Origin of the sequence: Pseudoalteromonas sp. 2CM36K (genome assembly GCF_023161865.1) — a bacterium.
In the GTDB taxonomy this organism is placed as follows: domain Bacteria; phylum Pseudomonadota; class Gammaproteobacteria; order Enterobacterales; family Alteromonadaceae; genus Pseudoalteromonas; species Pseudoalteromonas tetraodonis.
The window spans coordinates 1-13,833 of record NZ_JALNTK010000041.1 but is presented as its reverse complement, the minus strand read 5'-3'; the positions used below and the strand labels follow the sequence as shown (position 1 = coordinate 13,833).

13 protein-coding genes are annotated in these 13,833 nt (G+C 40.3%); 9 read left to right on the top strand and 4 right to left on the bottom strand.

The features are described 5' to 3' along the window. Positions 1 to 298 precede the first annotated feature (298 nt). The 3 genes from MTN97_RS17640 to rph form a co-directional block, all read right to left on the bottom strand. Positions 299 to 424 (bottom strand): diacylglycerol kinase, encoded by a 126-nt coding sequence (locus MTN97_RS17640; RefSeq protein ID WP_288986233.1) that lies wholly within the window; start codon positions 422 to 424, stop codon positions 299 to 301. Between the two features lie 112 nt (positions 425 to 536). Then, positions 537 to 1,181, bottom strand: a complete 645-nt coding sequence (gene pyrE, locus MTN97_RS17635) for an orotate phosphoribosyltransferase (protein ID WP_036980400.1) — start codon at positions 1,179 to 1,181, stop codon at positions 537 to 539. Positions 1,182 to 1,195: 14 nt separating this feature from the next. Continuing rightward, a complete protein-coding gene (gene rph / locus MTN97_RS17630) occupies positions 1,196 to 1,909 on the bottom strand; it encodes a ribonuclease PH (RefSeq protein WP_036980403.1) in 714 nt (237 codons plus the stop codon). Between the two features lie 178 nt (positions 1,910 to 2,087). Here rph and MTN97_RS17625 point away from each other — a divergent pair, with 178 nt between their 5' ends. The 6 genes from MTN97_RS17625 (at position 2,088) to MTN97_RS17600 (ending at position 8,476) form a co-directional block, all read left to right on the top strand. Beyond that, the gene (locus tag MTN97_RS17625; protein WP_248475009.1) at positions 2,088 to 2,948 is read left to right on the top strand and encodes a YicC/YloC family endoribonuclease; all 861 of its coding nucleotides are present in this window, start codon (positions 2,088 to 2,090) and stop codon (positions 2,946 to 2,948) included. A gap of 116 nt (positions 2,949 to 3,064) precedes the next feature. Then, positions 3,065 to 3,685 (top strand): guanylate kinase, encoded by a 621-nt coding sequence (gene gmk / locus MTN97_RS17620; RefSeq protein ID WP_036980411.1) that lies wholly within the window; start codon positions 3,065 to 3,067, stop codon positions 3,683 to 3,685. Between the two features lie 125 nt (positions 3,686 to 3,810). Further along, complete coding sequence (rpoZ, locus tag MTN97_RS17615; protein WP_008108220.1) at positions 3,811 to 4,086, top strand: DNA-directed RNA polymerase subunit omega; 276 nt, start codon at positions 3,811 to 3,813, stop codon at positions 4,084 to 4,086. A gap of 127 nt (positions 4,087 to 4,213) precedes the next feature. After that, the gene (spoT, locus tag MTN97_RS17610; protein ID WP_069438927.1) at positions 4,214 to 6,319 is read left to right on the top strand and encodes a bifunctional GTP diphosphokinase/guanosine-3',5'-bis pyrophosphate 3'-pyrophosphohydrolase; all 2,106 of its coding nucleotides are present in this window, start codon (positions 4,214 to 4,216) and stop codon (positions 6,317 to 6,319) included. Between the two features lie 12 nt (positions 6,320 to 6,331). Next, complete coding sequence (locus MTN97_RS17605; protein ID WP_013466064.1) at positions 6,332 to 6,724, top strand: RidA family protein; 393 nt, start codon at positions 6,332 to 6,334, stop codon at positions 6,722 to 6,724. 147 nt (positions 6,725 to 6,871) lie between these two features. Then, the gene (locus tag MTN97_RS17600; RefSeq protein WP_128583651.1) at positions 6,872 to 8,476 is read left to right on the top strand and encodes a DUF342 domain-containing protein; all 1,605 of its coding nucleotides are present in this window, start codon (positions 6,872 to 6,874) and stop codon (positions 8,474 to 8,476) included. A 33-nt stretch (positions 8,477 to 8,509) separates the two neighbouring features. Here MTN97_RS17600 and asnA read toward each other — a convergent pair whose 3' ends face one another. Then, a complete protein-coding gene (gene asnA / locus MTN97_RS17595; protein ID WP_013466066.1) occupies positions 8,510 to 9,505 on the bottom strand; it encodes an aspartate--ammonia ligase in 996 nt (331 codons plus the stop codon). Positions 9,506 to 9,690: 185 nt separating this feature from the next. Between asnA and asnC the strand changes: the two genes are divergently transcribed. Genes asnC through recG form a run of 3 tightly spaced genes read left to right on the top strand, consistent with a single transcriptional unit; the run spans position 9,691 to position 13,016 of the window. After that, on the top strand, positions 9,691 to 10,149 hold the full coding sequence (gene asnC, locus MTN97_RS17590; RefSeq protein WP_013466068.1) for a transcriptional regulator AsnC: 459 nt from the start codon (positions 9,691 to 9,693) through the stop codon (positions 10,147 to 10,149). Between the two features lie 41 nt (positions 10,150 to 10,190). Beyond that, on the top strand, positions 10,191 to 10,877 hold the full coding sequence (gene trmH / locus MTN97_RS17585) for a tRNA (guanosine(18)-2'-O)-methyltransferase TrmH (protein WP_248475008.1): 687 nt from the start codon (positions 10,191 to 10,193) through the stop codon (positions 10,875 to 10,877). Positions 10,878 to 10,934: 57 nt separating this feature from the next. After that, positions 10,935 to 13,016, top strand: a complete 2,082-nt coding sequence (recG, locus tag MTN97_RS17580) for an ATP-dependent DNA helicase RecG (RefSeq protein WP_248475007.1) — start codon at positions 10,935 to 10,937, stop codon at positions 13,014 to 13,016. The last annotated feature ends 817 nt before the right edge of the window (positions 13,017 to 13,833 follow it).

Below are 13,833 nucleotides of genomic sequence, written 5' to 3'. Positions count from 1 at the left end.
GCATATTACGCTTTCCTATTTTTTTGTCAACACTTAATTTTGTTAAACTTGAAAGTTTTCGAAACTAAGTTTTACTCAACTCACTGAGTAGCTCGTGCCTCGCTATGCGTTGCCCTCTGCCGTCTCAGTGGGGTCGCATTATAGGGAGATCCGAAAACAGATCAACCCTTTTTTGAAGAAAACTTAAAATAAATGACTGTTCGCTGGATATTTGAACGATAGATGCTAAAAACACAACATAACTATCAATTTATTAACAATAAACGCGGTATTTAAGCGTTTAACTGTGAGGTAGCCCTTAAATGTGTGAAAGAATGATCATCATGATCACCAATAGGAGAGTAACCGCTGCAGATCTTATATCTTTAGCTTGATCCGATGGAACCTTAATCTCTGTACTTATACGATCTGCTAATGCTTTTATGGCTATAGTTGGATTTAATCACTCGACTATGAGAATTAACTCGCTTTAACTATTCGTGCGAGTTCTGCTAAATTTTAAACAAAATAAAGCCCCGCTTTTGCGAGGCTCTTACTTATGCTACACCGTATTGATCTCGGTATGCTTTTACTGCCGCTAAATGCTCATCCATGGTTCCTTGATTTTCAAGGTAACTGATTAGATCAGCCAATTTAACAATAGAAGTTACTTGAGTATTAAAATCACGCTCTACTTCTTGTATTGCTGAAAGCTCAGCTTTACCTTTTTCTTGGCGATCAAGTGCGATTAAAACACCACTTAAATCTGCGCCATTTTCAGCAATAATTTCCATAGATTCGCGAATTGCAGTACCTGCAGTGATCACATCATCAACTAGCATTATCTTACCTTTAAGCTCAGAACCTACTAAGCTGCCACCTTCACCGTGTGCTTTTTTCTCTTTACGGTTAAAGCAGTAAGGCACATCTTTGTTGTAATGATCAGCTAACGCAACTGCGGTAGTTGTTGCAATTGGAATACCTTTATAAGCGGGACCAAATAGTACATCATATTCAATTGCTGCATCTTCAAGTGCCGCTGCATAAAAACGGCCTAAACGTGCTAAATCACGTCCTGTATTAAAAAGGCCTGCATTAAAAAAGTATGGACTTGTACGGCCAGATTTTAAGGTAAATTCACCAAACTTTAATACCTGCTTTTCTAAAGCAAATTCAATAAACTCTTTTTGATATTCTTTCATCGCTGATTACCTATTTATGCTAGTGCTTGTTTTTGTACATCTATAATTTCACGAATTGAGTGCTTAGCGAGTGTAAGTAGCTCATCAAGTTCGTCAAACGAGAAAGGCTCGCCTTCAGCAGTCCCTTGTACTTCAATAATTTTACCTGTTTCAGTTAAAATTACATTCATATCGGTTTCAGCAGCTGAGTCTTCAAGGTATTCTAAATCGCTAATCGCTTGGCCTTTATATATACCAACTGAAATAGCCGCGATCATATGCTTAAGTGGATTTGAATTAATCATCCCTTTTGCACGCATGTAAGTAAGTGCATCAACGAGTGCGACACATGCACCACTAATTGATGCTGTACGTGTACCGCCATCAGCTTGAATAACATCACAATCGATAGTAATGGTGTTTTCACCTAACGCTTTTAAATCAACCGCGGCACGAAGTGCACGTGCGATTAAGCGTTGAATTTCCATAGTACGACCGCCCTGCTTACCGCGCGATGCTTCACGGCCATTACGAGTATGTGTTGAACGAGGTAACATACCGTATTCAGCCGTAACCCAACCTTTACCTTGGCCTTTCATAAAGCGTGGTACACCAGCTTCAACCGTTGCTGTACACAAAACTTTAGTATTTCCAAACTCTACTAATACTGAACCTTCAGCATGCATAGTGTAATTACGTGTGAATGTAACCGGTCTAATTTGATTAGGTGTTCTTTCGCTTGGACGCATTAACGATCCCCTTAATTCTGAATTTGCCACATTATAAGTCGATGTGGTGCCAGATGCCATGTTCATTTACATAATTAACTGCATCAGAAAAGCACATTTCAGAAAATTTACGCTAGAGGTTAAAAGCTGATTCGGTATAATCAGTCAACTTTGTATTTAAAAATGTAGGAAATCATCCATGATCCACAGCATGACAGCTTATGCGCGCCGCGAAATTAAAGGCGAATGGGGCACTGGCACGTGGGAAATTCGTTCAGTAAACCAACGTTACCTTGAAACATTTATTCGTGCACCAGAGCAATTTCGTGGCATGGAGCCCGTTATTCGCGAGCGTCTGCGTAAGCACTTACAGCGTGGTAAGGTAGAGGTCTTCTTAAAATTTGTCGCAAATCCCGCACATGTTGGTGAATTATCAATTAATCAGTCGCTGGCGGAGCAGTTAATTAATAGTGCTAAGTGGGTTCAGCAACAAAGCAGTGGTGACATTAACCCTGTGGATATTTTACGTTGGCCTGGTGTTATGGAGGCACAAGAAATTGATATGGATAGTGTAAATACGGCACTCATTATTGGCCTTGACCAAGTAATTGAAGACTTTAAATCTGCACGTGGTGATGAAGGTGCAAACCTTGAAGAAATGATAGCTACACGATTAACCGCTATTTTAGAACAAGTTGATATCGTTGAAGCACACATGCCAGAAATTACTAAATGGCAACGTGAAAAGTTGGTACAAAAACTTGAAGATTTAACAACAAATATTGATGAGTCACGCCTTGAGCAAGAACTGATTTACCTTGCACAAAAGCAAGATGTTGCTGAAGAGCTAGATCGTTTAAAGTCGCACGTTAAAGAAACACGCAAAATCCTGAGTAAAGGTGGTGCTTGTGGTCGTCGTTTAGATTTTATGATGCAAGAGTTTAATCGTGAAGCAAACACCCTCGCCTCTAAGTCAATCAACAGTGACATCACCAATGCAGCGGTAGAGCTAAAAGTATTGATTGAGCAAATGCGTGAGCAGATCCAGAACATTGAGTAACTTTTTTTGGTTTTACCACTCACTTGAGCATAATTAGCTAAATAAAGTACAATATAATAATTGAAGGCTTGAGCTGTTTATAGTTCGAGCCTGTTTATTTTTAGATAGAGAAAATAATGGCACACTCTCGCGGAAACTTATTTATTTTATCTGCGCCTTCTGGGGCGGGTAAATCGAGCTTAATAAATGCATTACTAAAAAAGCATGCTGATATGAAAGTATCGGTATCGCACACTACCCGCGCACCGCGCCCTGGTGAAAACGATGCAGAACACTACCATTTTGTATCGGTTGATGAGTTTAAGGCACTAATTGCCAAAGATGACTTTTTTGAATGGGCGCAAGTATTTGATAATTATTACGGTACTTCTAAACAAGCCATTGAATCACAGTTAGCCGCTGGCATTGATGTGTTTTTAGATATTGATTGGCAAGGCGCTCGCCAAGTTCGAAAAATAATGGATGACGTAAAAACTATCTTTATTTTACCGCCGTCAAAGCAAGAGTTAGAGCAACGTTTAAATAACCGTGGCCAAGATTCAGCTGAAATTATTGCCGGGCGTATGGCACAAGCTCAATCAGAAACCTCTCATTACGATGAGTATGACTTTGTTGTTGTGAATGATGATTTTGATACTGCTTTAAGTGAAATAGAAAGTGTTGTTATTGCACAGCGATTAACGCTAAAAGCGCAAACCACGCGTCATCAAACTTTAATTAATGAGCTACTTAAATAATCTAAATTACGATTAATTTTCGGTTCATGCCTTAAAATAGATAAAAATTAACCACTGGCTATTGGCGAAACTTGCTGCGTGCAGTAAACTACGCCTTTGCTTTTAAATTATTTTGGAGTGCTAAGATGGCTCGCGTAACAGTTGAAGATGCAGTAGATGCAATTGGTAATCGTTTTGACTTAATTTTAGTTGCGGCCCGTCGTGCCCGCCAAATTGCTGTTGGTGGTAAAGATCCACTGGTAGATCCTGAGAACGATAAGCCAACAGTTGTTGCTTTACGTGAAATCGAACTTGGTTTAGTTGATAATTCTTCAATGGATGTTATTGACCGTGAAGAACAACAACACCAAGAAGCGGCAGAACTAGCCGCTGTTGCTGCCATTGTTGGTGGCAACCAATAATCAACCGCCCGGTTTGATTTAGCTAACGGCATAGTATTTCAACTATAGCCGTTGGCAATCCTTTGTTTTCATCGTATATTCGTAACTTATCCTAACTTATTTGCTTCACGAGAACATTGGAGTGTGAATGTATCTTTTTGAAGGTCTTAAAAAGAAAATCTCAAAATACTTGCCAGCAGACGATGTTGAGCTAGTTCAAAAAGCTTATGTGGTAGCCCGAGAGGCCCATGAAGGTCAAACTCGCTCAAGTGGCGAACCTTATATTACTCACCCCGTTGAAGTCACTCAAATATTAGCTAGCATGCACCTTGACCATGAAACGCTCATGGCAGCATTGATGCACGATGTGATTGAAGATACTGATTTTAGCCAACAGGATTTAGCTGAAATATTTGGTGAAACGGTGGCTGAACTCGTTGAAGGTGTGAGCAAGCTTGATAAGTTAAGCTTTAAAGATAAAAAAGAGTTTCAAGCTGAAAACTATCGAAAAATGATTATGGCAATGACCCAAGATATTCGGGTTATTTTAATCAAGTTGGCTGATAGAACGCATAACATGCGAACATTAGGCGCACTTCGTCCTGATAAACGTCGCCGTATTGCTCGCGAAACTCTAGAAATTTATGCGCCGATTGCTAATCGTTTAGGTATTCACGATATAAAAAATGAGCTAGAAGACTTAGGTTTTCAAGCGCTGTATCCAATGCGTCATCGTGCACTTAAATCGCAAGTGGCTAAAGCGCGTGGAAATCGTAAAGAAGTTATTTCAAATATTCAAACAGAAATTGAAGCACGCCTTGAAGAGTCAGGCATAAAGGCCACCGTATCAGGCCGTGAAAAGCATCTATACAGTATTTATAAAAAAATGCTTAATAAAGAGTTACTGTTTAACGAAGTCATGGATATTTACGCTTTTCGTATTGCGGTGGACTCTATGGACACCTGTTATCGCGTACTTGGTGTAGCTCATAACTTATATAAGCCAATTGAAACCCGCTTTAAAGATTATATTGCTGTACCAAAAACTAATGGCTATCAATCACTTCATACTTCTTTGGTTGGCCCGCATGGTATTCCTGTTGAAATTCAAATCCGTACTCACGATATGGATCACATGGCAGACAAAGGAGTCGCGGCTCACTGGATGTATAAAAAGTCTGGCGACAATGCGGGCCACACTGCGCAGCAGCGTGCTCGCCAATGGATGCAAAGCTTACTAGAGTTACAGCAAAGTGCGGGATCATCATTTGAGTTTGTTGAAAACGTTAAAACCGAACTCTTCCCTGAAGAAATTTACGTGTTTACTCCTGATGGTCGCATCGTTGAACTGCCAATGGGCGCGACTGCGGTCGATTTTGCTTATGCCGTTCATACTGATGTTGGTAATACTTGTGTTGGCGCACGCGTTAATCGTAAGCCTTACCCTTTAAGTAAAGCCATTGATACTGGGCAAACAATAGAAATTATTACTAGCTCAGGCGCTCATCCTAACGCAACATGGCTTAACTTTATTGTTACTGGTAAAGCGCGACTGGGCGTACGTAACTACCTTAAAAGCCAACAGCATGAAGAAGCATTATTATTAGGTCGTCGCTTACTTGATTCAGCCCTAGGTGAGAACAAGTTTGATAACCTGCCAGCTGAAAATATTACGCGAGTGCTTGAGGAGCATGAACTCTCTTCAACCTTAGAGCTACTTGTAGAAATTGGCTCAGGTAATTTAATGAGCATGCTGATTGCCAAACGCTTATTACAAAACGATAACGATGACTTAAACGATATTGCTAAACGTGCAAAAGCAACCATTATTGGCACTGAAGGTATGTTAGTTAATTATTCTAAATGTTGTCGTCCAGTGCCTGGAGACGCTATTACAGCCCATGTCAGCCAGGGTAAAGGTTTAACGGTTCATCGCCAAGAGTGTAAGAACATTCGTGGCTGGGAAAATGATCGTTCGAAATACCTTGTCGTAAAATGGGATGATAATCCAGAAAAAGAATACATTGCGGCTTTACGGGTAGAAATTATTAACCACCAAGGTGCGCTGGCTAAATTAACCAATGTGGTCGCAACGACACAGGCCAATATTGTAGAAATAGCTACCGATGAAAAAGAAAGTAATTTATACGTGATAGACTTAGGGATAACAGTTAAAAACCGTATCCACGTCGCTAATATCATGCGTCGTATACGTGTGATGCCGGATGTACAAAAAGTCTATCGTAAAAAATAAAATAGGAACATCATGAATAAAGCATTTATATCAACGGATAAAGCACCTGCAGCGATTGGCACATACAGCCAAGCAGTGAAAGTGGGTACAGCGGTTTATTTATCTGGCCAAATTCCACTTGTCCCTGAAACAATGGACGTTATATCTGAAGACTTTAGCGAGCAAACACACCAAGTATTTAAAAATATTTGTGCGGTTTGTGAAGAAGCTGGCGGCACCATTCAAGATTTAGTAAAAGTAAATATTTACCTTACTGATCTTTCAAATTTTGCCATTGTTAACGAAGTAATGAGCCAATATTTTAAACAGCCTTATCCTGCTCGCGCTGCTATTGGCGTTCGTGCACTACCTAAAGGTGTACAAGTAGAAATAGACGGTATTATGGAACTTCCTTCAACAAACTAACCTCTATAAGCTATGAGCGCCGCTCATAGCTTATATTCCAATCTGTAACTACACTTTGATGAATTCTTGACTCAAAACTAAAATTCTAGCACTCTGTAATCACATTATTTAATTAAACCTTACTTTAGTAGTAGAAAAGGATGACTTGTGTTTAAGCTTGCTAAAAATGGCAATGTATTGCTCGATACGAGTAAATCTGCACCCGCCAGTGCTGCTTTTATCATTGAAGCAATTGAACAATCGCCTTACAGCGAGTGTGAAATCAATCATGACGCCATAAATAACTATTTCAGCAGTGCAACACCTGAACGTATATTAGTTGTTGCAACACGTCATGATGCCACCTTAAGCGTGAAGATAAGTGATGATAAAATGCTAGCCACAGGCACGCTCACTCTTGCTAAAGGGGGAGCAACACTGAGTTTTGATGAAGCTAAAAAAGAATTAGTTAAAGCGCACGTTGCGAGAGGTTATAAGCAAGCATTTTTAGAGCAACTTTTACAAAAGCAATCTGAACTCCCATCTGGCTCCATAGTCAGTGGTCCACTCGCCAAAGGGCGCTTACCTATAGACGGTAAACCAACTAAATTTAACGCAATGGTTCAAACACTTAAAGATCGTCTCAAAGCCCCTAAATTAAAAGAAGATGGCAGTGTAGATATGCGCGACTTTGGTAAGTTAGCAAGTGTAAAACCAGGTGAGTTACTAATACAGCAACAACCCGCTACACCAGGCCAAGAAGGGTTTACCGTGTTAGGCGATGTATTACCTGCAAAACCCGGACAGGTTCATACTCTAATTGCAGGTGAGGGCACTGAAATCTCAAAAAATAATCCGATGGAATTACTCTCTACGATTGCTGGCGTGCCGGTTGAAATAAATAATGGCATGCGTGTTGACGATATTTTTACTGTCAACGATGTGTCGGTAAAAACAGGGCATATCGACTTTGAAGGCAGTGTGATAGTGAGTAAAAATGTAGAGCCAGGTATGCGTATTAATGCAACGGGCGACATTACCGTTTTTGGTACGGTTGAATCTGGCGAATTAACCGCAGGAGGCGATATAACTGTAAAACAAGGGGTAATTGGCCATCAAAAGCCTGAAGATAAATCACTGTCTTGTAAAATAATATGCGCAGGCGATTTCCATGCCTCACACTCTCAATATTGTTACATTGAAGCTAAAAACATTCTGCTTGACCGTCAAGCTAGCCACAGCTCAATGAAAGCAAAGAGTACAATACAAATTGGTCAATCCGAGTTGTCTAAAGGAAAGCTATTTGGGGGTGAAATTCTAGATGCCACTAAACTGATTGCCGGCGAGATAGGTAATGAATCTGGCGCTAAAATGGTAATTAATTTAGCGGCTTCAGCCAATGAAATGACTAAAGAGATTGATAAATCTTTTAGTGAACTAACAGCAACAAATGAACAAGTTGATAGTTTACAAGCGGCTTTAGAAAAAGCAGATTTAATTAAAGATGCAGATAAAAAAAATGAACTCATAAATAAAATTGGCACCACGCAGCTACACCTTAGTCAGCAAGCAGCACAATTAGAAAAGCAAGTAGCAGGTTTAGAGCAAAAACTGAATACGTTACTCGATGAAGCCATGTTAACTGTGAATGGCGTTTTACATTCGGGTGTAGAGATCCATATCTTCAATAAACTGCTTAAAACGACCCGTAACTTCCCACCGAGTAGTGTTAAGTTAGAAAATAACAAAATAGAAATTGAATTTAAAACTTAATAATAAGGGGCTGTTAGTAACAGCCCCAACTTTTTATAGTAAACCGTCTACACTTGTATAGGTTTGCGCTGGCCACACACCTACCTGCACTTGCCCTATATGTTGTTTTTGTAATAACAGCATCGCTAAACGAGATTGACCAATACCACCGCCAATTGTCTGTGGAAGCTTACTTTCTAGTAATGCCTTATGCCAGTCAAACTCTAAACGGTCTTCATCCCCCGTAATACTTAATTGAGTTTGCAATACTTCAGGGCTTACACGAATTCCCATCGATGAGATTTCGAAAGCGTCTTCAAGCACTGGGTTCCATACTAAAATATCACCATTTAATCCCATGTACTGCTCGCATGTCGGGGTTGACCAATCGTCGTAATCTGGCGCTCTCACATCATGAATTTTGCCATCACTCAATGCTCCCCCAATACCAATTAAAAATACAGCGCCATATTCTTGAGTAATCGCCTTTTCACGCTGCTTGGCTGTAAAATCTGGGTACATTTTACGTAATGCTTCACTATGTACAAAAGTAATCTCTGTAGGTAAAAATGGTGTTAAACCAAAGCTGTCACTAACATATTTCTCAGTGGCTTTAATACCTTGGTAAATAGTTTCAACCGTTTGCTTCAAAGTAGATAAAGAACGCTGCGTACTTTCACAAATAACTTGTTCCCAGTCCCACTGATCAACATACACAGAATGGATTGGGCTTAGTGAATCTTCATCAGGTCGCAACGCTTTCATTTGTGTGTAAATTCCTTCACCTTTAGAGAAACCATACTCACCCAAGGTTTTTCGTTTCCACTTTGCTAACGAATGCACAACTTCGTAACGGCTATCTGTAATGGCTTTAACATTCACCGCAACAGCGTTCTCGTGTCCACTTAAGTTATCCTGAGTACCGTCACCTACCTTAGCTAAAATAGGTGCCTGCACCTCAATTAAGCCTAATTTTTGCTCTAATTGCTGTGAAAAAAACTGTTTAACTTTACTTATTTGCTGCTGCTGCTGCACATAGTGTGAACTCATAATAATTGGCCTCATTCCCAGTTATTGTATTGGCGACTCAGCGCTTAGTAGCGCTTCAATATGGTTATCGTAACAATTAAATGGTTTAATTCAATAACCCATAACAAAAATAGCTTTAAGATATTAAAACCATTAAAAAAATGGTATAAAAACAACAAATACAATAATACAAAGCAGCTAAACCTATGGAAAATTATCAAATCGATAATCTAGACAAACAGATTCTGCATGCATTAATGGATAATGCACGTACACCCTATGCTGAATTAGCAAAGCGTTTCGGTGTCAGTGCAGGAACAATTCATGTACGGATTGAAAAAATGAAACAAGCGGGGATCATTACAGGTACCCAATTAACCATTAATACCAAACAGCTTGGCTACGATGTATGTTGTTTTATCGGCATTAATTTAAATAATGCCAGAGACTACCCACAAACTCTGATTAAGCTTGAATCATTAGAAGAGGTTGTTGAAGCATATTACACCACCGGTAATTACAGTATTTTTATTAAAGTAATGACTCGCTCGATCGATCATCTGCAAGATGTATTGATCAATAAAATACAAGCAATAGAAGCTATTCAGTCAACCGAAACCCTGATCTCATTACAAAACCCGATTAGCCGAACAGTGGTGCCTTAAGGTGAAAAATCTCGTATAATCTGCCGAAAAAGAGGACCCCCATGCAGCAAACTCGTTATCAAAGAATTGAAAGTGTACTTTCACGTCGTCAAACCGATCTTACCGTGTGTTTAGAAGACGTACATAAACACCATAACTTATCTGCCATAGTCAGAACGGCCGATGCTGTTGGTTGCCATCATGTGCATGCAGTCTGGCCAGAAAAGCAAAAGTGGCTAACCAATAATACCTCAGGTGGCAGTAAGAACTGGTTAAACACACACCTTCACAGGGACATAGATGATGCCGCAGCCAGTATCCGTGCCCATAACCCCGATGTACAAATTTTGGCAACTCATTTAAGTGAAGATGCCGTCGATTTTAGAGAAATTGATTACACTAAACCCACTGCAATTATTGTCGGCCAAGAAAAAACGGGGATCTCAGAAAAAGCGCTCGAATATGCAGATCAAAACATTATTATTCCAATGCAAGGCATGGTGCAATCGTTAAATGTATCCGTTGCAGCAGCATTAATCTTATTCGAAGCACAACGTCAACGTGAGTTAGCTGGATTATATAATAGAAATATGCTGAGTGAAGAAATAAAACACCCAATGTATTTTGAAGGCTGCCACCCAATTATTGCAAGGCAGTGTAAGCAAAAGAACTTACCTTATCCCGCACTTGATGAGCATGGCGAAATCGTTGCGGATGAACAATTTTGGCAGACATTAAAACATACTTGATGCATATACAGTGTATAAGTACACTTAACTCACTAAATAACAATAATTGAGCCTACTTTGTCTAAACCTAGCTTAAGCCAATACCCAATCACAGAACTTAAAGGCGTAGGCCCTAAAATGGCTGAACGACTTTTAAAGCTAGGCATTACCACAGTGCAAGATATGCTTTTTCATTTACCGCTAAGGTATGAAGACAGAACGCGTATTTATGCTATTAGTGAGCTTACCGCACATAGCCATGTAACGGTTCAAGCAACCATTGAAACAAGCCAAATTACCTTTGGTAAAAGGCGTATGCTGGTTTGCCAAATAAATGATGGGACAGGTAGGTTAACTCTACGATTTTTTAATTTTACCGCAGCACAAAAAAACGCATTTAGCGCGGGTAAAATAATTCGCTGTTTTGGCGAAATACGTCGCGGACGTGTTGGCTTTGAAATGAGTCATCCTGAATACAGTATTAGCGACACTTTTGAACAGCAACCAACGTCATCAACACTTACGCCAGTCTATTCAACAACCGAGGGGTTAAAGCAACTCTCTATCAGGGCGTTGAGTGAACAGGCAATAGAATTGCTTCAAAAATACGCAGTAGAAGAGCTACTACCTCAACAATGGCAACCATCGCAACTACCGTTAAGTGATGCGTTATTGCTATTGCATCGCCCCCCTAATGATGTTGATATCATTGCGCTTGAACAAGGGACTCACCCAGCACAACAACGGCTCGTTTTTGAAGAGTTGTTAGCTCAAAATCTCAGCCTCTTAAAAGTAAGAGAGCAAGGACAACAAGTTAAAGCTATTGCCCTTGAGCCCACTAATCCATTAGAAGCACAATTTCTAGCACAATTACCCTTTGCGCCAACCAATGCACAAAGCCGTGTAGTATCAGAAATTAAAACAGACATGCAACACGCTTACCCTATGATGCGACTTGTCCAAGGGGATGTAGGCTCTGGTAAAACATTAGTCGCAGCCCTGGGCGCTTTAACTGCGATAGCACAAGGCTATCAGGTCGCATTAATGGCGCCAACAGAGATATTATCAGAGCAACACGGAATCAACTTTTCCAACTGGTTTGAAAGCCTTGGAATAACGGTTGCTTGGCTAGGCGGTAAAACAAAAGGAAAAGAGCGAGTTAATACCCTTGCTATGATCGCCTCCGGTGAAGCGCAGATGATTGTGGGTACCCATGCTTTATTTCAAGATGAAGTAAAATTTAACAATCTCGTACTTATCATTATTGATGAGCAACATCGCTTTGGGGTTCATCAACGTTTATCACTGCGTGAAAAAGGGCGCTTTGGTGATTGTTACCCACATCAACTAGTAATGACAGCAACACCTATACCACGTACGCTCGCGATGACTGCTTATGCAGATTTAGAAACCTCAGTGATCGACGAATTACCACCTGGGCGAACTCCTATTACCACTGTTGCCATCCCTGATACCCGCAGAGATGACATCATTAGTCGAGTGAAACTTGCCTGTAATGAACAAGGTCGACAAGTTTACTGGGTATGTACTCTTATAGACGAGTCTGAAGTATTACAATGCCAAGCAGCTGAAGACAGCGCTTTACAATTAAAAGAAGCCTTACCTGAACTTAATATTGGTTTAGTCCATGGGAGAATGAAAGCCACTGAAAAGCAAGCCATTATGAGTGAGTTTAAAACGGGGAACATTCATGTACTTGTCGCAACAACCGTAATCGAGGTCGGTGTTGATGTCCCCAATGCGAGCCTAATTATCATTGAAAACCCAGAGCGCTTAGGTTTAGCACAGCTTCACCAATTACGAGGCCGTGTAGGACGTGGAGCAACCGCATCGCATTGCGTTCTTTTATACCATGCACCACTTTCTCATACTGCACAGAAGCGATTAGGAGTACTGCGCGACAGTAACGATGGCTTTGTTATAGCAGAACGTGATTTAGAAATACGCGGCCCAGGTGAAGTACTTGGAACTAAACAAACCGGTTTAGCCGAATTCAAAATCGCTGATTTAACACGCGATAAACAAACACTCAATCAAGTAAGGCCCATCGCACAACAAATGCTTAAGCAATATCCTCAGCATATAGACCCACTTATTCACCGCTGGTTAGGTAATAAATCAAACTACGCACAAGCATAGTCGGTTTTTAAACTTTACTTTTCACTTCATCATCCAGACTTATACCAATTCGCTTAATTAAGCGGTCTAATTTGAGGCAGGAAAAACGGGTTGATAGCTAGGCAAAAAATTCGCTATTTAGTTGTTCTAAATGAGAATTTTTTAACACAGATAGCGACACGTTTAGCCCCGCAAAATGATTGAGTATTATTGCGGATTGGTATTACCCCAAACGAATATATTTTCATAATGCCTTTATTCTCAGGCCTTGTCGTCCACAGCGTTAGAGTAGTCTTTAGGCGCTTATTCTTTTACTTTTACCTGATGCCTTTTACCTTTCAGCTGCGTTTTTTACTTTCCTGCAGACGTAAAAAAACCCGCTACATTACTGAACGGGTTTCTCTTATTTGGAGCCTGGTAATGTCGTAGTGCCCACAGCGGTAGAGAGCCACATAGCAAATATATAGAGTCGGCATTAGGCGCTTATTATTTTCCTTTTACCTGATGCCTTTTACCTTTCACCTGCGCTTTTACTTTCCTGCATACGTAAAAAAGCCCGACTATTGCTAGTCGGGCTTTCTCAATTTGGAGCTTGGTGATGTCGTGGTGCCCACAGCGGTAGAGAGCCACATAGCAAATGTATAGAGTCGGCATTAGGCGCTTATTATTTTCCTTTTACCTGATACCTTTTACCTTTCACCTGCGTTTTTACTTTCCTGCAGACGTAAAAAAGCCCGACTATTGCTAGTCGGGCTTTCTTTAATTTGGAGCCTGGTAATGTCCTACTTTCACATAGCAAATGCTACACTATCATCGGCGCTGTTTCGTTTCACTACTG